General features: G+C 54.8%; 23 protein-coding genes and 1 pseudogene. 5 read left to right on the top strand and 19 right to left on the bottom strand.

The features are described 5' to 3' along the window. Nucleotides 1-21: 21 nt before the first annotated feature. The 18 genes from VKV18_RS11540 to infC form a co-directional block, all read right to left on the bottom strand. Nucleotides 22-504: a protein jag gene (locus VKV18_RS11540; protein ID WP_324204352.1), complete on the bottom strand. Its 483-nt coding sequence runs from the start codon at nt 502-504 to the stop codon at nt 22-24. Between the two features lie 39 nt (nt 505-543). After that, nucleotides 544-1,866: a YidC/Oxa1 family membrane protein insertase gene (locus tag VKV18_RS11535; protein ID WP_324204351.1), complete on the bottom strand. Its 1,323-nt coding sequence runs from the start codon at nt 1,864-1,866 to the stop codon at nt 544-546. Nucleotides 1,867-1,911: 45 nt separating this feature from the next. Further along, nucleotides 1,912-2,157, bottom strand: a complete 246-nt coding sequence (gene yidD, locus VKV18_RS11530) for a membrane protein insertion efficiency factor YidD (protein WP_324204350.1) — start codon at nt 2,155-2,157, stop codon at nt 1,912-1,914. 1 nt (nt 2,158) lies between these two features. Continuing rightward, nucleotides 2,159-2,581 (bottom strand): ribonuclease P protein component, encoded by a 423-nt coding sequence (gene rnpA, locus VKV18_RS11525; protein WP_324204349.1) that lies wholly within the window; start codon nt 2,579-2,581, stop codon nt 2,159-2,161. A gap of 104 nt (nt 2,582-2,685) precedes the next feature. Further along, nucleotides 2,686-2,820 carry a 50S ribosomal protein L34 gene (gene rpmH / locus VKV18_RS11520; RefSeq protein ID WP_016482257.1) on the bottom strand — a complete coding sequence of 45 codons (135 nt, stop codon included), beginning with the start codon at nt 2,818-2,820 and terminating at the stop codon, nt 2,686-2,688. Between the two features lie 43 nt (nt 2,821-2,863). After that, a complete protein-coding gene (locus VKV18_RS11515; protein ID WP_324204348.1) occupies nt 2,864-3,604 on the bottom strand; it encodes a polyprenol monophosphomannose synthase in 741 nt (246 codons plus the stop codon). Between the two features lie 69 nt (nt 3,605-3,673). Beyond that, nucleotides 3,674-4,717: an NAD(P)H-dependent glycerol-3-phosphate dehydrogenase gene (locus tag VKV18_RS11510; protein WP_324204347.1), complete on the bottom strand. Its 1,044-nt coding sequence runs from the start codon at nt 4,715-4,717 to the stop codon at nt 3,674-3,676. A 438-nt stretch (nt 4,718-5,155) separates the two neighbouring features. Next, complete coding sequence (locus tag VKV18_RS11505) at nt 5,156-6,520, bottom strand: sulfatase (protein ID WP_324204346.1); 1,365 nt, start codon at nt 6,518-6,520, stop codon at nt 5,156-5,158. 164 nt (nt 6,521-6,684) lie between these two features. Further along, nucleotides 6,685-8,289, bottom strand: a complete 1,605-nt coding sequence (locus VKV18_RS11500) for an NAD(P)/FAD-dependent oxidoreductase (protein WP_324204345.1) — start codon at nt 8,287-8,289, stop codon at nt 6,685-6,687. A 90-nt stretch (nt 8,290-8,379) separates the two neighbouring features. Continuing rightward, complete coding sequence (locus VKV18_RS11495) at nt 8,380-9,828, bottom strand: MATE family efflux transporter (protein ID WP_324204344.1); 1,449 nt, start codon at nt 9,826-9,828, stop codon at nt 8,380-8,382. 22 nt (nt 9,829-9,850) lie between these two features. Beyond that, entirely contained in the window at nt 9,851-10,390 is a 540-nt protein-coding gene (locus VKV18_RS11490) for a DUF1854 domain-containing protein (protein ID WP_324204343.1), read from the bottom strand. Between the two features lie 63 nt (nt 10,391-10,453). After that, nucleotides 10,454-11,767 carry a homoserine dehydrogenase gene (locus tag VKV18_RS11485; protein WP_324204342.1) on the bottom strand — a complete coding sequence of 438 codons (1,314 nt, stop codon included), beginning with the start codon at nt 11,765-11,767 and terminating at the stop codon, nt 10,454-10,456. A gap of 29 nt (nt 11,768-11,796) precedes the next feature. Then, nucleotides 11,797-12,303: an acetyl-CoA carboxylase biotin carboxyl carrier protein gene (accB, locus tag VKV18_RS11480; protein WP_324204341.1), complete on the bottom strand. Its 507-nt coding sequence runs from the start codon at nt 12,301-12,303 to the stop codon at nt 11,797-11,799. 129 nt (nt 12,304-12,432) lie between these two features. After that, the gene (gene pheT / locus VKV18_RS11475) at nt 12,433-14,538 is read right to left on the bottom strand and encodes a phenylalanine--tRNA ligase subunit beta (protein WP_324204340.1); all 2,106 of its coding nucleotides are present in this window, start codon (nt 14,536-14,538) and stop codon (nt 12,433-12,435) included. Between the two features lie 15 nt (nt 14,539-14,553). After that, entirely contained in the window at nt 14,554-15,552 is a 999-nt protein-coding gene (gene pheS / locus VKV18_RS11470) for a phenylalanine--tRNA ligase subunit alpha (protein WP_324204339.1), read from the bottom strand. Nucleotides 15,553-15,654: 102 nt separating this feature from the next. Next, entirely contained in the window at nt 15,655-16,029 is a 375-nt protein-coding gene (gene rplT / locus VKV18_RS11465) for a 50S ribosomal protein L20 (protein ID WP_324201134.1), read from the bottom strand. A gap of 53 nt (nt 16,030-16,082) precedes the next feature. Next, a complete protein-coding gene (gene rpmI, locus VKV18_RS11460; RefSeq protein WP_324201135.1) occupies nt 16,083-16,286 on the bottom strand; it encodes a 50S ribosomal protein L35 in 204 nt (67 codons plus the stop codon). 70 nt (nt 16,287-16,356) lie between these two features. Next, nucleotides 16,357-16,932: a translation initiation factor IF-3 gene (infC, locus tag VKV18_RS11455; protein WP_324204338.1), complete on the bottom strand. Its 576-nt coding sequence runs from the start codon at nt 16,930-16,932 to the stop codon at nt 16,357-16,359. Between the two features lie 288 nt (nt 16,933-17,220). Here infC and VKV18_RS11450 point away from each other — a divergent pair, with 288 nt between their 5' ends. The 5 genes from VKV18_RS11450 (at nt 17,221) to VKV18_RS11430 (ending at nt 22,041) form a co-directional block, all read left to right on the top strand. Beyond that, nucleotides 17,221-18,360 (top strand): hypothetical protein, encoded by a 1,140-nt coding sequence (locus VKV18_RS11450; protein WP_324204337.1) that lies wholly within the window; start codon nt 17,221-17,223, stop codon nt 18,358-18,360. A 105-nt stretch (nt 18,361-18,465) separates the two neighbouring features. Further along, the gene (locus tag VKV18_RS11445) at nt 18,466-19,611 is read left to right on the top strand and encodes a hypothetical protein (RefSeq protein ID WP_324204336.1); all 1,146 of its coding nucleotides are present in this window, start codon (nt 18,466-18,468) and stop codon (nt 19,609-19,611) included. Between the two features lie 38 nt (nt 19,612-19,649). Then, nucleotides 19,650-20,519 (top strand): hypothetical protein, encoded by an 870-nt coding sequence (locus VKV18_RS11440; protein WP_324204335.1) that lies wholly within the window; start codon nt 19,650-19,652, stop codon nt 20,517-20,519. Between the two features lie 8 nt (nt 20,520-20,527). Further along, nucleotides 20,528-21,580, top strand: coding sequence for a hypothetical protein (locus VKV18_RS11435; RefSeq protein WP_324204334.1), 1,053 nt, complete (start codon nt 20,528-20,530; stop codon nt 21,578-21,580). A gap of 32 nt (nt 21,581-21,612) precedes the next feature. Further along, nucleotides 21,613-22,041 (top strand): hypothetical protein, encoded by a 429-nt coding sequence (locus tag VKV18_RS11430; RefSeq protein WP_324204333.1) that lies wholly within the window; start codon nt 21,613-21,615, stop codon nt 22,039-22,041. An 81-nt stretch (nt 22,042-22,122) separates the two neighbouring features. Here VKV18_RS11430 and VKV18_RS11425 read toward each other — a convergent pair. After that, nucleotides 22,123-22,454: pseudogene (locus VKV18_RS11425) on the bottom strand (hypothetical protein); the annotation flags it as partial.

Genomic DNA, 22,454 nt, shown 5'->3' with positions numbered 1-22,454 from the left:
ATCGTTTACGTTCGCGATGGGCTACTCACGAGGCGAGATGATGATGCGTCGGTCTGGCTCCTCGCCCTCGCTGTAGGTACGCACATCGGGGTCATCGGCAAGGGCTTTATGGATAATACGGCGTTCGTGAGGAGGAAGAGGCTCTAGCTCTGCCTCCTGATTCATGGCTTTCACCTCTTGCGCCAACTCCAGGGCACGCGCGCGCAACGCAGCCGCCCGTCGTTCCCGATAGCCGTCCGCATCTAGCACAAGCCGTAGCTCACCGTGAACGCGCCGAACGAGAATGTTATTGGCTATAAACTGAAGGGCATCGAGCGATTTTCCCGCATGCCCCCAAAATCGTTGCGCGTCTTCTCCCACAAGCTCCACGTAAAAGTAACACCCCTGCATCTCGCGTCCTACCGGACGCACATCATGCGGCAGCCGATCGCATATCTCATGCATCAGCTGTAGGGCTATCCGCTGCTGCTCGCTTAGCGCTTCGTCATCTATAGGCTCGCTCATTTGCCAGGCTCTCTCCTTCGTTGAGTTAGCAAACCGACATTATCTCTTTTTACGCCGTGGACGCGGCGCAGGCCGTGCGCTTGGAGAACGCGAGGACGACGAACCCGCCGATTGAGGTGCCGTGGCCGATGGAACAGAAGTAGATTGGCCATCGCGCTCGACACCTTTTCCGTTCTCCCCTATCACTTTCAGCGTGATAGCTCCGTTCCCGCCTGTGGCCTGTGCCAACTTCGTGGGGCGATAGATGTAGTAGTACTGTTGAGCCGCGGAGATGAGGTTCAGCACCAGCCAGTAGAGCAAGAACGCGGAAGACCATCCCTCCTGATAGAAGAAGTAAATCATGATGAAGGTCATGATAAGCGAGCTTGTCTGCTGTTGCTGCGCCATCTGCGGATCGCTCACAGGAGTGAGCTTAATCGAGAGATACATACTTGCCGCATAGATCAGCAGCAGCGGAACATCCATCTCCGCTAGGTTATGAGCCACAATGCCGGGAAACCGGTCGGCCAAATGGCTGCCGATCCACAAAAAATGCCCGTTGGCAAAATGGATTTCATAAGCGCGGATCCATTCAAACATAAGGATCAGGAGAGGATACTGAATGAGCATGGGAAGACACGAGGCAAACTGGTTCACCCCATGCTCCTTATAAGCCTCCTGCACCTTACGAAACATCACCTGTGGGTCGTCTTTATAGCGCGCCTGTATCTCACGGATGATGGGCTGCATGCGCTGCATCTCGCGCTGATTGGCGTAGATGCGCAGCATGAGCGGAAATGTGAGTGCCCGCACAATGATCGCCAACAAAACAAGAGCGAACCAGTAGCTGAAATCAGGTTTCCGACCTGTTATAGCCACAAGAGCATCAATAAACTTGTAGCCCAGGCTGTGCGAGTTACGCCGGTCTATGCGTTCATCAACAACCTTCAACAACTGGTCTACCTGCGGATTCTGAGCGACTTTCGTGTTGGCAAAAGAGCGCTTCAGCTCGATAAGCGCCTGCCGTGCCAGTAAATCGCCTTGGGCGTGCTTTTCATCTAGCTCATGAAGGGCCTCGGGCGTGAGATGGTTAGGGTCAACGGCATGAATTTGCGCCGGCGTACCATAATAGTTCGGGTTGGAGGTGAACTGTGCCAACTCCCAAAGCGCCTCGGCAGCAAGCTCCGGATCACGGCTTGCATTCTGGTTTTTCACCGCCATAAAAGTGCCTACAGCGGCATCGGGATCGGTCGCTTCAAGTTGACGTGCGTGTTCTAAAGTATAGGGGGGTATGCCTTGAGGTCCTCGGTTGCACCCCGTTAGTAGGGCGCCGAGAACAACGAGAACGACACTAAACACTAAGAAACGCTGTGTAATGTTCAACGACAATCTCCTCATAACTTTATGCGGAAGATGCAACGACCATCCCTACGGTACCGGGTCGTACCCTCCTATCGAAAGAGGGTTGCAGCGCAAAATACGTCGTAGCCCTAAAGCCACACCGGTGTAAACCCCGTATTTTTCGATGGCCTGTATCATATATTCGGAACAGGAGGGGTGGTAGCGGCATACCCTTGGGCGATAAGGGCGTGTCGCTTGATATAGCCTGACCAAGCCGATCAGCCCCTTGCGAACGAGCCAACTCATTCGCGCCAAAAGGCTTTGCTGTGCCATCCTAACTTCCTTCTCTCGCCCCCTCACTGTTGCTATACTCCCCCTCAGCCTCATCGAGAACACCTGCCTGCCGTAAAACCGTATTCACCGAGGTCAGCACGTCCGGCCATGGTCTCTTTAACAGAGACGATCTTGCGATAAATATAAGGTCATACGGCTCTTGTTTCAGCCTATTTATCTGTAGACGCACGGCCTCACGCAAACGCCGACGCAGACGGTTGCGCACCACAGCCTTGCCCACTTTCTTGCTTACCACAAACCCGATGCGCGGATGCGGGGGGTTTGAAGTGTCATCTCCACTGCGTTGTCGCAGATAAAGAACCACGTCTCGGTTTGCCCACGAACGCCCCTGCCGATAGACGGCCTGAAAATCCTTACGAGCACGCAGGCGCAACGGACGTGGCAGCATGGTTGTCTCTAGCAAAGTGGCATTCTGTAGTGCATACGGAATGAAGGCGCGAACGGTTTCCTTCTTTCAGGCTCCTCTTCGCGCCTCCTGTATGACCTTAGAAGCCCCAAACAGCACCTTTAGTGAACAAGCAGATGACGCCCCTTCTGCCGACGCCGACGCAACACATTGCGCCCATCGTGTGTGCGCATTCGGCTGCGAAATCCGTGCACACGTTTGTGTCGCCTGTTATGGGGTTGGTATGTTCGCTTCATTTCCTCGTCTCCTCACGAACAATTGTCTCCTATTATAGCATGTTCAGAGCCTTTTTCGGAAGGGATGTTTGCCATTATTACCATACTGAAAACGTAAACGCCAGGGCATCTGCACCGACTCCCAAATAACCCGCCGTGTCATCTTCGAGCGTCCATGGCGTCTATCGGTAAAAACGATGGGCACCTCCACAATACGCAAGCCCGCTCGGTAAGCCCGAAAGACCATTTCCACGGCAAACGCATAGCCCTCCGAAACCACCCCCTCCAGGTTAAGTCGCTGTAAGGCCGAGGCGTGCCAACAACGAAAGCCCGATGTGGCATCCCTAACCGGAATGCCGGTGATGAGATGGACGTAGAAGTTAGCCCATCGGCTCAGCAGCACGCGATGAAACGGCCAGTCGCGCACACCGCCTCCTTTTACATAACGCGATCCTAGAACAACATCCGCCTCCTCAGCAGCCTGAATCAAATCGGGCAGGTAGCGCGGATCATGCGAGAGGTCGGCATCCATTTGAACGATGTATTCATAGCATCCCTCCTGCAAAAGGCGCGAAAAAGCCTCACGGTAGGCACGCCCTAATCCGCGTGGTCCCTCCCGCCGATAGATGCGAAGCCCCTCATACTGAGAACGTAGTCCTTCAGCTATCTCGGCCGTACCATCCGGTGACCCATCATCCACAACCCATAGGTGCGTTTCAGGCAATGTCAAATACACCTGTCGAACGACCTGCTCGATGTTCTCCGCCTCGTTATAGGTCGGTATAACGACCACGACCCTTTTCAAGCGTTTGCACCTCTCATCCCTTTGCTTTCGACAAGGAAAGCCAACTTCGGAATATAGCCTATCGCATCCCTATTCCGCGCCACACCACGCGCCCTCGCTCTTCAGAGGCCTCAGCATGAGGTTACGGATGATCTCTTCCGGTGAAAACCCTTCAAACAGCAGGCGATGCAAAGCCTGGCTTAGAGGCATCTCCACCCCATAACGTCGTGCCAGGTCGCATAGAACACGCGTTGTAGGCACCCCTTCGGCCACCTGCCCGATTTCACGGAGAACCTCTTCAAGCGCTTTACCTTGCCCGATTCCATATCCCACCCGATAGTTGCGTGACAAACGACTATGGGCCGTGGCAATAAGGTCACCCACTCCAGAAAGACCGGAAAAGGTCTCCGCTTTCGCTCCCTGCGCTCTGCCGAGCCGGATCGTCTCCATCAAACCACGTGTCATAAAGGCGGCCCGTGCATTATCTCCATAACCGAGGGCATCACAAACCCCTATGCCGATGGCGATGGCATTTTTCACGGCTCCTCCCAGCTCTACCCCTACCACATCGGTGCTGGTATAAACGCGAAAAGTGGGCATGGCCTGTTGCGCAAAAACCTGCTGAATGTGACGAGCGGTCTCCTCATGAAATGCGGCCACCACGGTGGCCGTTGGAACACCTCGCGCCATCTCAACTGCCAAATTGGGTCCAGAAAGCACGGCCAACCGAGTCTCTATTCCAGGAAGCACTTCCATGAGAACTTGGCTCATGCGAAAGCCCGTCCCCTCCTCCAGCCCCTTGGTGGCAGAAAGCACAAAGGCGCTCGGCGGCAGCAACGAGCGAATGGATTCGGCCACCGACCGTACCGCGTCGCTTGGCACGGCGAAAATAACTCCCTCGGTTTCCGCCAGAGCTTCCTCAAGACACGAGGTAACCTCGACGCCGGAAGGCAGAGGAAAACCGGGAAGATAGCGTCGGTTTTCTCGCTCACGCCGTAAAGCCATAGCATGCTCCTGGCTGCGCGCCCAGAGGCAAATGCGATGGGCATTGTCGGCCAAAATAAGGGCCAACGCCGTCCCCCAGCTCCCTGCTCCCAAAATAGCCAGGCGCCTCTCCGCAACCCTTCGATCCATTAGGGAAGCCAAATCTCCTCTCTCCATGCCGTTACCGCGAAATTCTATTTCCATTGCAGACGGCCTAAAACCGTCCCCATAGAGCCTTCTTAGGCGCCGTCAAAGTCTACCCCAATTTCCTAAACTGCGCCTCTAACGCAGCCACCTCTATGCCACCGAACCTCGCGGCGCAGGGTGCTACCGCCTTGGGGCGGGGGGTGGAGAAGAGCGCCCTACCCCCAGAAAATCGCAAGATTTTCTGGAGACCCCTGTATCGGCCTTGAGGGGAAGGGCGTCGGCCTTGAGGGGAAGGGCGTCGGCCTTGAGGGCAAGCCCCATCTTCAGACGTGGAGTAGTTGACAACAGACATGAGGAGAAGAGCGATGATAGCTTCATCTACAATACAGCATCCACTATTCTGCGGAAACAGCCTTTAAGCAGAAAACGCCAGGCACACACTCACACCACCGGCCCGCTGGCCACTTCATACTCGCCCTGAATGCCCTTGACGATGCGCGTGACCCTGCGACGCCAGTAGCTGCCGAAATAAGATGCCAAACGCACCGCCTCTTGTGGATGAACATCTATCAGGTTGCGGGTTTCACGCGGGTCTTCTTGAAGGTTATATAGCTCGTCTGTCTCCCCTTCAGGCCTCTGGATATAACTCCAAATGCCGTCACGAATGCAGCGATCGACCCCAGCATAGTAGCCGGCAATCACAGCCTCCCGATGCCCGTCCTCCTGACCCAAGAGAACAGGAGCAAACGATCTTCCATGCATCGAAGTTATGTTGTTCTTTAATCCCACCAGTTCAAGCAGCGTCGGCAGAAGATCGGGAAACTGCACCAACGCTTTCGTTCTGCGCGGTGTGCCATTGGGCAGGCGCACCAGGAAAGGCACCTTAAGTAGTTCCGAGTAGAGCCTATCCGCTCCCTTTAAAAACTTTCCGTGATCGGCTAATGGATGCCCATGGTCGGCCAGTAGCACAATGATCGAATCGTCAAAATAGCCGTTCTCAGCTAGGCACGTAAATAGCGGCTCAAGACAGTGATCTACAAAGCTCACCTCGCCAGCATAAAGCCCGCGAATGTGGGCTATCTGCTCCTGTGTAGCCCACGTAGTGGCCTGCCCACCCATTGGCATAATGAGGCGTGGGCCTCTGTAAGCAGGGTCGGTGTAGGTATCAAAGCGTTTCGGCGGATCCCAAGGCTCATGAGGGTCAAAAGAATCGATCCAGCAGAAGATTTTTCCATGACATCGGTTTTTCTTCAACCAATCGCAGGCCTGCTCAACGACTTTGGCTGGGAACCAGTCGGCCTCCTGAGTAAAATCGTCGGTGTTCGCCAGAAACTGTGCCACCAGTTGACGCCATTGAGGAGGGTAGTTTTCGTTGACATAGGCCGTAACATCACGTCGTGTAGGAGCGGAGTTGTAGGGATCATACTCTTGTCCCCGAATCCAGTGATAGGCGTTGAAGCCGCGATGGTAGTTCATTCCAGGCGCACGATAGTGATAGGTGTCTGAGATCAGGCCGCAAACATACCCCTCCTTTCGCAAAATCTCGGCCATCGGAATATCGGTCGGAGCAAGCGGTTGCCATGGACGATAGGGCAAGGAGAACTGGCCGGTCATCAGCTCCATTCGTATGGGGATGGTCGGTAGGCCACAAGGATATGCGTTTTCAAACGCTATACACTGTTGCGCGAAAGCGTCTATATTGGGCGTTTGACAAGCCGGAATTCCCTCAAAGGCCGGTTTGCCTTGATGGTAGAAACTGACATGATCCTGACGAAGCGAATCGAGGCAGATGATAATGATGTTCACACGCTTTCTCCATGGGCAAGTCTTTGCATTTTTAAGTTTCTACGAACCCCCAAGCGTTCCCTGCCTAATACTTCTAGTTACCGTGGGAGGCACGAACGCAAAGACCAATCTCAATGAGCGCACGAAATAAGCCCTAAATCGCAACTTATGGAGCGAAATCGCAGTTAACAGCCCTGCGCCCAAGGAGCGGTTTTGATGATCTCTCGCATGGCCTCCGGGGTAAAGCCCAACTTCTCCGCTCCCCGAATAACATCCTCAAAGTCAACGCCATATCGGTTTTGCTTACGCGGATCGCAGAGGCCCGCTACGTTCAGCCTCTCGATGGCCTCGGCAACAGCCTGCTCGAAACAGGATAGAGCTGCAGGGTCTGGCTGCTCCAAAACCGCATCAAGCATCGCCTCGCATCGCGCCCAGCCTGCCATGAAGTCTTTGCAGTCCTCCGCCAAATAGCGAGTAGCCAACTGCGGGCACTGAAGCCGCCGTGCCATTTCGGAGAAGCTGGCGGCCGCGAAATAGAACATGCTGAGGGCGGCAAAGGCGGGAAAGCAGCGCATCGCCTTACGGCAGGCGGCCACATAACGCGCTGTGAAATCGGCCTCAGCCAACGCAACCTCGGCGTAGGCCTGTAAGGCGTGGGAAAGAGAAGGCTCTTCTAAACCGCGCTCCCAAATTGCGGCCAGCCGCAGGATGCCTAGCAGGTTTAGCGGAAACCCGGTTGAGAACAACGGGTCAATAGAAGCCATCGCCGAAGGCAGCATCGCCCAGCGCTCTCCAACCACGCTCTGGCTTCGCCACGTTAGGCTAGGCACGAAAACAAAGGGTCTTATCGCTTGCGCCTCATCGAAAAGCGCTTGTAGCGAGGGATAGCGGGCTAGCAGCCGCTTCCATCCCCCTTCTGGATCGGCAGCCACTCCCAATTGCAGCGCCAGTGACTCATCAAGCGCAGCGCCGGCACTTGTTACGCCGTTATTAAATCGCAACACCCATACCCAACCGCCATCGAAAAGATGATGTACGGCCGCATCGTCCATCGGATAAGGCTCTGGATGAGGCAAAACGTAGTCGGAAATGCTTTCGCAGCGCTTTACACCGGTAAAGTGGGTATAGACCGCCTGCGTTTTTGGATAGTTGGGGAAACCCTTATTCGGAATACTCAAAGCGCGCGCCAGACACCCTCGAGGGCCGCTCGCATCTACTAGAAACCGGCAGGAAACGACCATCGCTTTGCCTAGCCGTTCCCCCTCAAGTCGCCATCCATCGCCCGATTGCTGCTGTAAACGAACGAGTTCGGTGCGGTCGGTATACTCCACGCCCATCTGTTGAGCCTCTTCCACAAGCAGCGCATCTACGTCGGCTCGGTACCAATGCGTGTCGGCCACCTCATCACATGGGCTAGCGGCCACCATCAATTGAGCGGTCGGATTGGTAGAGGCATCGCACCGACGTCCCTCGATATGTTCAAAGAAGGTAAATCCGCGTTTGAGGCCACAAGCGACTTGGGGATAAGTGCGTTGCCAGCTGCCGTAAGCGCTCAAAATACGCAACACCGGTAGCTTGTAGCGCTCTGCAGTCTCTTCCAATAAAAGGTTGAATAAGGGCGACGTGGACTCACCGATGGCAAAGCGAGGATGGGCTTCCCGTTCTATCAAAAGAACGCGATACCCTAGACGCTTTGCGATCATCCCCAGGATCGAGCCACCAAAGCCCGATCCCACAATGGCTATATCAAAATCCATCTCCGTCTGTTGAACACCTATCTCCACATCCATTTTACCTCTCGGCTACGGCTCGAGCAGGCACCAGGAAGGGGTTCAACAAAGCAGCCGAGCCAATTGAGATAAGAAAACAATCTGGCAGGCCTAGACGGTGATCTTTTTCCAACTGCCGCAACGAAACAGTGCGAGCATCAACAGCCCGGTGAGGATGGTGCTTGCTGCCATAGAGAGCCATGCCCCATGGGTCTGCAAGCCTAGCGGGAAAATGAGCCACCAGGCCAGAGGCAAACGAATAAACCACATGGTAAGGATGGTAATAAGAGTGGGTCGCATGGTGTCACCCGCCCCCTGCAGCCCCCCTGTCAACACCATGGCAAGCGCCAAAAAAGGCTCGCTGAAGGCATTGACTCGCAGATAGTCACTTCCCAACGCGATCACACTCGCATCACCGGTAAAAAGCCCAGCAAAGGAACGGGCGCAAAGATAGAAAATGGCGGCCATCATCGTCATGATGCCCACTCCCTGCCACATGGCCGCGTAGGCGAAACGCTCCGCGCGTTTGGAGTCGCCCGCTCCCAAGCTTTGCCCAACCAGCGCTTGGGCTGCAACACTGTAACCCACCCCTGGCATGAACGCGATGGCTTCCGCTCTTACCCCGATATTGAGTGCGGCGATGCCGGCGCTCGCCGTAGCTGCCCGCGCCAGCATCCCTGTAAACGACATCATCCCCAACTGTCGGATCACTGCGTTAACCGAAGCGGGTATTCCCACCCGTAGAATTCGTAGCCACCAGCGAGAATCGGGCAAGAGATGCTCGAAGCGATAGGCATCCGGCAAACCGGTAGGCCTGCCCAACGCCAAAAGATAGAGCACCGTGCCCACCGTAATCGAGCTGGCCAGAGCCGTGCCCGCACTGTAGATACCCAATTTCGGTAGGCCCACATGCCCGTAGATGAGCAGCCAGTCGAAACTCATGTGAATGGCGATCATAACCCACTGAATACGCAAAGGCGTTCGCGTGTCGCCAAGCCCCCGAAAAACGCCCATGAGCGCATTGAGGAGAAAGATGCATGGCGTGGCCAGCAAGGCGACATGGAGAAACTGCTCACAGAGCCTCGCCGACAATACATCGCCTTCGCCCCCTAATAAAAGATGGGCCATAACGCCACGAAAAGCAAAGAAAAGCAAACCGAAAAACAGCCCCATGGACAAGCCAAGAGTCAACGATTGTCCCGATGCCTGTGCTGCCGCCTCGCGTTCCCTCGCCCCCACGAAACGGGCAACCAAAGCCGTCGAACCTACGGAAACGCCCATCGCCAACGAGATCAGCAGAAAGATAACCTGGCCTCCAACGCCGGTTGCAGCCAGCGCTTGGGCCGCGTAGGGCAAATGCCCCACGAAGAGCGTGTCCATGAGGCCGTTGAACGTCTGCAAAAGCATTGTGGCCACGGCAGGCCAGGCCAGTTGCCAGACCACCGTGTGCACTTCACGCCCACTTTGAGCCGGTCGCGCCACCAAATGCGTTTCGATGGAAGCTTCCGCGGGTTCAGAGACCGGCTCCAGAGGAAAGGCCTCTTCGCCTTGCAGACTCAACAGTTCCTCCTAAGAATGCAACCTACAGGTTGCGCATGATGATGCCTAAACTCTTCGCGTCGAGGCGGTTGATGTCGGGGAATTCAAACCGGTTGCCATCCACGTCCGTAATTAAGAGGCGCGTGGAAGACAGCTCCTGAATGTTATCGCGCAGATTACGAACGATAAACTCCTTTTCGCCACGGTCGGTCTCCACACGCCAATAGACGGCCCCGTACTCTTCTTTTACCGAGATAACACGCTCCACAACGGGCACAAAGTAGCGCTTCTCTAACTCTTCATCCAAAATTTGGCGCGATTCGGGGTCTAAGTGGGATGGGTCAACCAAAATGCCAATATCCTTCCCGGCCCCGTCCAAAAAGCCGATATAGTGGTCGGGGTCGGAGAGAGGGAAAGCGCGAGCGGCGATGATGCGCAGATAGGTGCACTCATCCTGCAGTGTGAGGCGGGTTACGCCTCCGGTCCGGAAAAGCTTTATGCGCTTCGGGTCGAGTATCCGCAGTTCATAGGAGGCCGTTGGTCGCTCCGATGAACTCTCTAAACCGTTTTGCGATGCCGGCATTCTACCCTTTCTCCTTTAGCTGAAATTAGATGCAGCTCTGCATACTCTCAGGGAAACAGGTCTCTATTGGTCGCTCCACTCCTCTACCCGAATCCAGTTAGAAACCTCTACAACCACCGGCAGATGCCGAATGATATCGAGCGCTTCCCGAATGGCCCTGCAAGGCGACTCGTGCATCACCCACACGATATCGGTCTGTTTCCCCTTGATGGTTTTTTGGATCATCGCCTCGATGTTGATGTCGTAGTCGCCAAACACTTTCGAGATAGCCGCCAGCACACCCGGGCGATCATGCACCACCATACGGATATAGTGGCGCGTCTCCACCTCATCTATGGGCAGTATCGTGCGTCGCTCAAAACAGGTGCAGCCCACACGTCCAGTAGCACCAAAGCGCAGGTTACGACAAGTATCTATGATATCGCCTACGACGGCACTGCCTGTGGGCCCCGCGCCGGCCCCTCTGCCATAAAACATCACGTCCCCAACAGAATCGCCCCGCACGAAAACCGCGTTGTACACATCATGGACGCTGGCCAAAGGATGGTTTTTCGCCAAGAGCGTGGGGTGTACACGCACCTGCATGCGGTCTTCACCGACGCGCCGAGCGATGCCGAGCAACTTGATGGTGTAGCCAAGCTCTTCGGCATAGGCGATGTCAGCAGCTTCTATATGCTCGATGCCCTCCACATAAACGTCCTCCACGTTAACGCGGCTCATAAAGGCGATGGAGGCCAAAATGGCGATTTTATAGCGTGCATCATGGCCGGCGATGTCGTTCGTGGGGTCGGCCTCGGCATAACCGAGCGATTGTGCCTCTTTCAAAGCCGTGTTCAAATCGGTCTTTTCCTCTGCCATCGCCGTGAGAATATAGTTCGTCGTGCCGTTGATGATCCCCATCACCTCTTCGATTCGGTTACCCGCCAAACTGTTTTTCATCGGCTGGATGATCGGAATCCCTCCGGCTACGCTCCCCTCAAACTGAAAGTCAAGGTTGCGCCGTGCGGCCTCCTCCATGAGTTCATGGCCGACGCGGGCGATCATCTCTTTGTTGGCCGTTACCACCTGCTTGCCCCTCTGCAGCGCTCGCAACACATACTCGCGAGCCGGTTCAACCCCCCCGATCAACTCACAGATGATGTCTATCTCTGGGTCATCAATCACCTCGTAGGCATTATCCGTCAGCAGGGCTGCATCCACTTTCACCGCTCTGGGGCGGCTCTTGTCGCGTACGGCAATCCGACGCACCTCAAGAGGCAAGCCGATTTTTCGTTCAATGGCATGACGATTACGCTGCAGAAGGGATAGGGTACCGGAACCCACCACACCCAGCCCTAGCAGCCCAATACTGATTTTCTCCTTCTGGAAGGGATGCATCCTCACTCCTTAGAGCCTTCTTTTTTGTATTAGTTATCGGTCTGAATCACCATGAGCGGCGTGCCGGCCTCTACTAGCCGACCATCCTCCACTAGAATGGCCACCACAACCCCCGCATATTCCGATTTAAATTCTGAAAAGACCTTCATAGCTTCCAGCACGCCAACCGTTTGGCCCACCTCCACCCGATCGCCCACATTGACAAGAGGGGGTGCCCCGGGCTTTTCCGAACGATAAAAAACCCCCACCATCGGTGAGGTAAGACGAACCTGTCCCGGCACCTCCTCGGTCGCGGCGACGCGACGTTCCGCCCGCTTTGTCGGAGCCGGAGAAACCGCTTGCGGCTTCGCCGGATCGGGCGCCGCGATCATCGGGGTGTTTACCAAAGCGGCGGGAACTTTCGTCTGCTCTGCGAAAGGCCCTCTTACCCGCAGGTAGCGCCCCTCCTCTTCAATCACCAGCTCGGCTAAACCGCGCGACTCCACGAGCGCCACGATACGGGCGATCTCCTCTATCTCAAACCCAAGTATCGCCATAGGGAACTATCGCTCCACTTGGAAAGGCAACATCATGCGTTGAACCTTCCTCCTTGCAAATTTGGGGACATCATGACGAGTATACAACCTAACGCACAGAAAATCAAGAACAAGCATGGGTGGTGCGCGCTATGCAGGAAAGAGGGCGCCACAACGCTCCTCCAATACGTGCCGGATACGTTCTACCGCCGTGTTCACTTCAGCCTCTGTTAGCGTGCCCGTCCCAGAGCGAAACGTAAACGAAAGGGTCAGACTTTTCCATCCTTCCGGCAACGGTGGGCCTGTAAAGACATCGGTTAGCCGAAACGCCTCTAGAATGGGCACCTGCAACGTTTTCAGCGCCTCCTCCACCTCCCCATAGGCCACCTGGAGAGGCAAACGAGGTGCTAGATCGCGCACGACCGCCGGGAAGCGCGAAGGTGGATGATAGCGCTCCTCCTCTTTGGGCAGAGCTGCCTGTAAGGCTTCCACGTTGAGTTCAAATAGATAAAGACGTTCGCGAAGCTCCAGCTCCTGGGCAAGTCGCGGGTGAAGCTCTCCAAGAATACCATCGGCGTGAGGCGTCTCGCCCAGCCGAAGGAGAGCCGTGCGGCCAGGATGAAACTGCGGAAAGCGCTCCGGCTGCTCAAGGGGAAGGAAGGCGGCTTGATCTATGCGCAGCGACCGCAGGAGTTGCTCCACAATCCCGCGCAGGAGGTAAAAATCGGCCGGCTCTCGTTTGCCATGGTGCGTCCAATCCGGCGAGCGCAGGGCACCATATAACAACCCTCCAACGGCCAGATACTCCTTTGGCTCCGGGGCTCCTTCCGTCGTCTCTTCCCATTGCCAAACACGCCCTACCTCAAAAAACGCGAGATTGGACTGGCCACGCGCCAGGTTGCGACGGGCCGTCTCCACTAATAGGGGCAACAGAGAGCGTCGTAACAGGCTTACCTCCGAAGAGAGTGCGTTACGTACCTGCACTCGTCTCGTGGCGTCGTCCGGTGCATCGAGGGGTGAAGGGCCGGAGAGGCTATGGTTTACCACCTCCTGTAGCCCGCAGGCCACCAAGGCCGTCCGGATACGACGTAGCAACTTACTCTCATTGCTATCTCCACCTAACGTGGTGGTTCCAACAGGCAAGCGCTCAGGGATGGCTTCATAGCCATGAATGCGCCCGACCTCCTCGATAAGGTCTTCCTCCAGTTTCAGATCGGGCCGAAACGTGGGAACTTCCACCTGCAGTGTCTCCGCATCCCCTTGAAGTGTGGCATTGAGACCAAGTCGGCGCAAACAGTTCAAACAGATTTCGGCCGATACCGGCACACCAAGCAGCAGCGCAGCGCGTGCAACCCGTAAGGTCAATCGGAGCGGTTGAATAGGGAGCGGATAGATGTCCACAACCCCCGAAACAGCCTCCGGCTGGCCGATCTCGGCGAGCAACTGACAGGCTCTATCGAGAGCGCGGATCACCCCGTTAGGGTCTACAATGCGCTCAAAACGATAGGAGGCTTCGGTGCGAAGGTTCAGCTGCCGACACGCGCGACGCACGGCTAGAGGGTGAAAATGGGCCGATTCCAATAGAATATCTGTGGTAGTTTCACTCACTTCCGAATTGGCTCCGCCCATCACACCGGCAACCGCCACCGGTCGCTCGGCATCGGCGATCACCAGAATATCGGGAGTCAATGTGCGCTCCTCCCCGTCGAGGGTCGTGATCGTCTCTCCCGCTTTCGCTCGCCGCACAACAATGCACTCTCCATGAAGCTTCTTGAGATCGAAGGCATGCAGCGGCTGTCCTAACTCAAGCATCACATAGTTAGTCACATCCACCACGTTATTGATAGGGCGCTGTCCGGCAGCACGCAGTCGCTCCTGCATCCATTGGGGGGAGGGGCCAATACACACGCCCCTCACGATTCGGGCGGCATAGCGCGGGCAGAGGTCCGGCGCCTCAATCCTTACCGACGTTTGTCGAGCGGCCTCTCCACCGATTTCCGATGCGGGAATGGCGGGCAGGGTGAGAGGGAGATCGGTAAGTGCGGCGATCTCTCGTGCTACACCCACCATCGAGAGACAATCTCCGCGGTTGGGCGTGACGTAGAGGTCTAAAACGGGAGCCAGAGGGCTTTCGGCGGTAGGCTCCAACTGCACCTCTTCCACCTCCAGCCCGCCCATTGTAAGGCGAGTCGCCAACGCTTCGGCGCTCTCTTTGATCTCCACAAAATCCTTCAGCCACTCTAAAGGCGCACGCATATCCTGCTCCCTCGACTAAAACTGCTGCAAAAATCGAAGATCGTTTTCCAAATAGAGCCGCAAATCATCCACCCCAGTTCGCAGCATGTGGATGCGCTCGACACCCAGCCCAAAGGCAAACCCTGTGAAGCGCTCGGTATCTATGCCGTAGGCACGGAGAATGTTGGGATGGATCATGCCGGCCCCTCCTATTTCAAGCCAACGCACGTTCCCGTCGGGCATGCGCCAAGAGATTGCGTAGTCCACCCCTGGCTCAACGAACGGGAAGAAATCGGGGCGAAAGCGCACCTGCGTATTAGGCCCAAACATAGCGCGAGCAAAGGTGCCGAGAGTACCTTTTAGGTCGGCCATGCTCATTCCTTCGTCCACCATGAACACATCTACCTGATGAAATGTGTGGTGATGCGTCGCATCCACAGCCTCATAGCGAAAGCAGCGGCCAATGGTGGCGATACGAAAAGGCGGATGGCGCCGCTCCATGACACGCCCCTGAATGGCGGTGGTCTGCGTGCGTAGCAGCTTGGTCTCCGTTATGAAAAACGAGTTCTGCTCATCCATGGCCGGATGGTCCTCCGGATAGTTGAGCACGGCAAAATTATAGTGGTAGTCCTCAAGTTCGGGCCCCTCAACAAACTCGTAGCCCATGCCAATCAGCGTCTCGCGTATCAGCTCGGCCGTCTGGGTAAGCGGATGCAGACGCCCCATCGGCAATGCGCGGCCTGGGAGGGTTACGTCTAGGGTTTCATGGCTTAGGCGCTGCTGCAACTCCTGCTCCATGAGAGCGGCGCGACGCTCCCGAATCAGGGCCGTAAGGGTCTCAACCGCCTCGTTGATGCGGGCACCAAAGAGAGGTCGCTGCTCTTTAGGCAACGTCCCTATGGAGCGCCTCAACTCGTTTAGCCCTTTATTCCGGCCCAGATAGCGCGTTTCGACCTGTTCCAGCTCGGCCAGGTTCGGTGCGGCCTCGATGGCCGCTCGCGCTTCTTCCACTAATCGGCTAATTGGATCGCTCACGTGATGAACCTCTCAAGGAAAACGCCTCGCCTCCTGCTGGGGGTTCTGGAAATCGCAGGAGAGGGCGAGGCGCTTTAACGAAATGGCAAAAGGGTACCCCGATTAGGCGGCATCTCCTGCAGCGTTAAGAGCGCTCGTCGCCTGCGCAACGAGCTGTGAAAACGCTTGCGGGTCATGAACGGCCATATCGGCCAGCACCTTCCGATCAAGGGCGATGCCGAGACGTTGCAGCCCCTGAATGAAACGGCAGTACTGCAGCCCTTCCGCTCGACAGGCGGCGCTGATGCGCGTGATCCAGAGGCGTCGAAAATCGCGCTTGCGGGCACGCCTATCCCGATAGGCGTAGTTGCCCGACTTGAGAACCTGCTCGTTGGCGGGGCGGAAGAGGCGATGTTTCGCGCCCCAGTAGCCTTTGGCAGCCTCGATGATCTTTTTATGGCGTTTATGAGTGATCGTGCCACGTTTAACGCGCGGCATAAAACCTACTCCTTCCTTTTCTTTTTAGCTAGATAGGGCAGCCGGTTGCCACATTAAAGCGCCGTGCCGAGCAAACGCTTAATGCGTTTGCGATCGCCCTTGTAAAGCTCATCACCGGCAAGAAGCGCCCGGCGGCGACTGCCATCTTTCTTGCGCATAAGGTGGTTTAAACCGGTCTTACCATGCAGCAGTTTACCGGTAGCCGTCTTTGTGAACCGCTTGACAGCGGTTTTCCTGCTCTTGAGTTTCGTCTTCATAGTCCCTTGTACAAGGCGGTGCTCTTTAAAACCGCCGTCCATGCGTTTTAGGTTCGCCCGATTTTGGTTGTCAAGCGCTCGTTTTAGGGCTTAAGATCATAATAAGCTGTTTGCCCTCTAAAACCGGAGGCCGCTCCACTTGGGCGCAATCGGCGAGTTGCTGGACGATCCGCTCCATGGTCTGTTTGCCCAGCTCCGGCCGCGTGATGCCGCGCCCGATGAAACGGAAGGTGACCTTCACCTTATTGCCCTCTTGCAGAAAGCGGGCGATGTTTTTGACCTTGATCTGCAGATCATGGTCGCTGATCATGCCCGAACGAGGGTCAATACGAACGTCTTTTACCTCGCCTTGCTGTCGCTGCTTCCTCTGTTGCTCCCGTTCACGCTTTGTCTGCTCATACTTAATGCGGCCGTAGTCGCCGATTCTGCAGACGGGAGGCTGCGCCATAGGCGCTACCTCGATCAAATCCAAGCCCTTTTCTTGGGCGAGTGCGAGCGCGTCTCGCACATTCATGATTCCGAGCGCTTGGCCGTTTTCGTCTATCACGCGCACATCGCGCACACGCGTTTCCCGAGGCCCGCGCAGAATCTGCTCGTTAATACGCAGGTCTTTGTTGATGTTAGCAACCTCCGTTTCGAACCTCACCCGACATTGCGGCCGGGTGCGACGTAAAACGGCTTCCCCAAGTTATTCCCATAGAGTTTGGCGTAATATACCACTCCATCACGTTTTTGTCAAGGACGCCTCCACGAGGCTTGCCCTCTGCAGCGTTTCCGCGAAATATTTTGATGCCGTTTTACGATCTGTTCCGTCTAAATCTATAGGTGTAGAAGCTACCAGCATTAGTATCGGTACCTTACAAGCTTTTACGAAAGACTAGAGAGCAACCAAAGCAATCTGGTTTCTGATGCGTTCTTTACAAGGGCTGCAACGATGACCCGTTCATCTACCCTGAAACCAATCCTGTTGTGGGCGCTTGCCTCATTCGGTATGGTGCTCCTTCTTGGCTCCTTTATACTGGTGATGCGGAAAGCCCACGCCAACGACCCAAGTCTCCTTGTAAAAGCCAAGCAACTGGCTTTCCTTCCCGCCGGTCAAGTGTATTACTGGGCCTCCCCAAATGAACTCGTGATGTGCCAAGATACATTTCAAGCAGGACGTGAGACCTTTCTGCCTGTTCGTGTTTTTCATCTCGATTCCAAAACGTTCGCCCCGCCGGTTCCCGAGCATCCCTCAGCCTCTAACCTCACACTCGAAGCGGTTCCGTTATCGCGCTTTCGACCCAAGTTCACCTATCAACGCACCTCAACCGGCACCCGGGTCACGGGCACGTCTCCTCCGCAACCCTTTTTTGGCTGTATCCTCATCAACAACAAAGTTTTTCGACGTATAAAGGTAAACACGCCTCCATTTTACTTCGCGTTCCCTTACACAGGCCGATTTCAGCCTACAAGCCTTATCGCTAACTTACAGTTCGTTGTTCTCTATCAATTGAGGACTATTCTTTCCGAGGAGCTTGCCACAGGCTCCTTCAACAACTACGATGAGGCTACTCGAAACCTCCTTAGCCTAGCAACCCAGGCGAACGCTTGGCGCCCGTTTGCCGCTGTACCCAGCCGCAATCCTCAGAGCTTTCTCAGGCGGATGGGAGGTTTAAGCCGCATATTTGCAACCTGTATAGACTATAGCTCCAATCAGTACTTCTATCTCACTACAGAGGATCACCCGTCATCGGCCTTCTTAGAATGGTTGCACCATCTTCTGCCGAAATGGTTCAAGTCGCCGCCTATAAACCATAGCATCGGGGTATGGATGGGCGTGCCCTCTCAATCCAGTCTCCTCTATCTAGGGCAACTACCCGCAACCTCATCGCAAGCGCCGGTAACCGCCCCATCCACGCTACCAATGCGTGTGGTGACCAGTCCACCCTTTAACAACCCACCTAAGATGTTTTGGAAGGTGCCCCAACGTAATGCTGTGAGCTTTGTCTACCAAGGCCACATCTACCTACTATCGCTTCGCAATTCTATGGGCACCAAGAAGAAAGTCATGCACTACCGTTTGCAAAAATGAGGAGTAAGCCTATCATGAACGCCCCTTCGTGCTCCATAGGTTCTACCGCTCCTGCAGAGAAGCAGCTCAATATAGACACGATGCCATTGGAGGAACAAGCGAGAAATGGTCTCTAGGACGTCTGGTCATGCCTTCCCGAAAACCGCCAACACGCCGGGGATAGTGAGTTGCTCGCCAATTGCGCGATGGCGACGTAGGGCGATTATTCTTTCCTGCATCGCTTTACTCATCGGACTGTCAGCCCTTTTTCTCTACGGCATGTCGAGGCTAAGTGTCCAGAAAAGCACTCTCCTTGACCGCTCCCGCGAACTGATCGCCCTCCACCCAGGCGAAAAATACTACTGGGCCTCGCCAAACGAACTTGTAGTCTGTAAAAGTGTCATTCGGGTGGAAGGCGCAGCAACCGCTCACCCCAAAGTGGAATGCACCCTGGCACCCCAGCGCGTATTGATGGTGGATAGCGGCAAAGTTTTTACGCCTTTACCAGGGCAAATCTATACCCCTAAACTTGAGCTGACCGTCCATTCCATACCTCATCCACTACAGTTTATCGGCTCTGTCTACGTGAATGGTAGGCTTGTTCAACGCTTCCCCATTGCGCCGCCAAATACGCACGCCTTGCCCGCCTCGCCATCAGTAACCCTTCCCCCAAGCTTCATGCCCACATACGCCATCTACGCCCTCATGACAGAGATCGTGCCTCAATTCGCCGAACGCACCTTCATCCTCTACGACAGAGCCGTTCGTGGGGCCGTCAGCATAACCCTTTCGGACGTTGTCTATCCACCTAAACTCCGACCTATGAAAGAGGGCGGGCGGTCTCTGCAAATTAACTCAACCCCCAATATTTTTGCCGTTTTTTGCGACCGAAATTCTAACCAAGTATTCTATCTCACCAACCACCCACGCCCCTCCTCCATCTTTCTGGTGTGGCTGCATCGCCTCTTTCCGCGCTGGATACCTTCTTCACCCACCAAGCCTGTCATAAGCGTCTGGCTAGGTGTACCGTATCAAAAAGGGTCTGTACTGCTTGGAACGGTCATCCCATCAGTCCCTTCCTCATTGCCGCTACGCTCCGGCCCTCCACCAAAACGCAACGTTGCCATTAGCCTCATTGTTCCTTATCCGCCCTACGAGGCATGGCCGCGCATGTTTTACAAAGTTCCCGGTCGCAACGCCATCAGTTTCTACTATAAAGGCCATGTCTACCTACTACCGTTGCCCACTGTAAAAAGTAAAGCAGGAGAATAAAACCGTTTTATTGAATAAAAAGGAGTAGGAGCCTATTCATGGAACGGATAGCCCAAACGACATTCCGCAAACGCAAGAGTTATCTCGGTGTTTGGCTTTGCGTCATCTTGTTGACGTTTGTGGCCGGCGCTGTCACCTTTTCGGTTCTTGCTCACTCATTTAATGACCCAAACACCCTGCTCAGAAAGGCTCGTCGCCTAACCCCTATTCATCCCGAAAACGGTGAGATATATGTCTGGAAATCGTCGCATCAGGCGGTGATCTTGGTAAGCAGAGCCGCCAATCCGGGCAACGCCGCCCTGCCAATACGCCTCTACGACACGCAAAGCCATCAGACCATTCTGCTGCCCCAGAATAGTGTCCTATTTGACCCCAGCTTAGACACAGCCCTCGCACGAACCGCCGTGCAAGCAGCAGACGAGCAAGCCCATCTTCTTCTCTATCAATCCCTCGGAAACTGGCTGCCGAACAATGTACAATTGAACTTCGGTGCGCTCAGAATAACCATACGTGCCTCTGTCTCTCCAGCTCTCAAGGCCCCTACGCCACCCGGCACGACACTGATCGGCTGCATAACGGATACTTCTCAACCGGATGTCTACCTAACGACACAGCCGTTGCCCCCTCCGCCTTTTCTTATGTGGCTCAAACGAATGATTCCGAAACTGCCCATGCCCCAGAACACTCTTGTCGTTTTGTGGATGGATACCCGGCAAAATGGGCAACTGCTAAAATTAGGCCAGCTGGTTGTGAACAAATTGCCTCCCAAAGGCAAACTGTTAAGCGGTAGAACCGATCCCCTAGACCTTCGCGAGGTGCCCGATGCCAATGCCGTTAGTTTCGTCTATAACGGCTGGCTTTATTACCTCCCGCTACCTACTAACCCACAACATACAACACAACAATGAGGAGAACCATGACATTCCCGAAATTTCCAGGTAACAAGCGAACATGGGTGTTCGGCCTGATCGCTCTTGGCCTCGTTATCCCATTCGTCTGCATCCTTGTCGTTCGCCAGCACAACACGCAGGACGGCTCCAATACCCTCCTCCTCCATGCCCAACGGCTAATGCCGATTGCCATCCCCGATCCAGGCCTCCCACAGGAGGCCTACCTGTGGTTTTCTCCAAACGAGATTGTCGTTTACAATATCCAAAATGACACCCCTGTCAGAGCCTATCTATTAAGACAAAAGAGAGTGCTTCAACTGAACGCCACCTCGCCCGAAGCGCTGGATTTTGCTAATTACATGAACTTAAAAAATCGTACTCAGTATCGAGCGGAAATGCCCGTCTTAGAATGGTCTATTCTCAACTATATCAAATACAGCAAATCATCAGCTATACGGTCGGGGTACTTCTCGCTTGCGGGTGTGTACTATCCTGTGCTTTTGCATGTGAGTAATGGCAATCAAACGCTGTCACCCACTCAAGTGATCAGAAAACCACAAGGAGTATTCCAGGTTGTCTTCGGAAGCGCAAAAGACCATTGTGTGCTGCAGCTAACCGATGTGATGCCTCGTCTACCGGTGCCTCCAAACCAGGAGCTTCATAAATGCTACCCGCTACCGAATGGCAGTCTCTACCTAACCAGCACCGATAGGGTGTACGAAGAAACCCATAAATTCAACCTACCACGATTTTTCAAAAGGTGGCTTCGACGTTTGGGTATAAAAACCGATACGGACATAATACACTTCGCCACCGTTTATACTCTTTGGTACTCCCAAACCGGCAGCAATAGGCTTCAAAATCTGGGCTGCATCGTGTCGGATAGTGGAACAGTAATAATGAGCTATTCCATCTCAGCAGAGGACTTCCCTCACGGAGTCGTTCCAGCAGATGGAAGTAACTTATGTTTTGGGTACATTACTGAACCTATCTACCTACTGCCCTCACCCGATGGAAAGGCTGTCTGTTTTGTCCATAAAAAGTGGCTCTACTATCTGCCGTTGCCTTCCAAAATGTAATCCTGACAATTCAGTGAGAGGAACAACATTCAATGCGACTCCCAAAACCCGCGCCTCTTGTAAAACTGGCAGCTTTGCTGCTAGGTTGTGTCGTGCTGATAGGTCAGGTTTGCCTTTATCGAAAGCGCGGCCAAAGCCCCCCTGACACGCTACTCCTCCACGCACACCCCATTTACAAGAATAATCTGTTCCCCTGGACAATGGGCTACTACTGGTTTACTCCGAACGAAGTGGTTGTTTATCAGGACTATGATTATCGTCTAAGATTAACGGCTCGGCCTATAGTTGCCTATTTCCTCAATCAACAGCGCCTCGTATCTCTGAGCAGCGCATCACCCGAGGCCGTTCAATTTTCTGCTTCCCTCGTCACCAAATATAACGCGGAAGCCACGGCTTACCTGCCTGTCATCGAGGCCTTCAACGGTGTCACCTACCTAACGAATTATCAACGCCCCAGATAGCCATACTCGTCGGTTTACCTACCTCCGTTTGTGCGCCCCCTCCTACAACACATTGGACTTGGAGTTCCATATTGCGCATTCTTATGGCCTTGGCGTTAGTTGCCCCAGCATCTCATAGACGCGAATAACGGCCTGATTCACGAGCCTCTCACCGGCTCCCACTTCTATCCAAGCTGTTGGCCCGCTCGCTCCATACCCCCCATACGCCGCCGCGCGAATCGTGGGAAAATAGCCGAAGTAGCCGTTCGCATAACCTAATAACAAACCGTCTTGAACCGGGCAGCACTCCCGCCAAAGCTGTTGAAACGCAACGAAAGGTTCCCCGGGAACGGTCATAAGCGCCAATCGCTTCCCGATAAGCACGGTGGTTAGAGGCACTTGACTTTCCCGCTCCATGCGCGGCGTAAACCAAC

The sequence above is a fragment of the Chthonomonas sp. genome (genome assembly GCF_035294505.1).
In the GTDB taxonomy this organism is placed as follows: Bacteria; Armatimonadota; Chthonomonadetes; order Chthonomonadales; family Chthonomonadaceae; genus Chthonomonas.
This window is presented reverse-complemented; position numbering and strand designations above follow the sequence as displayed.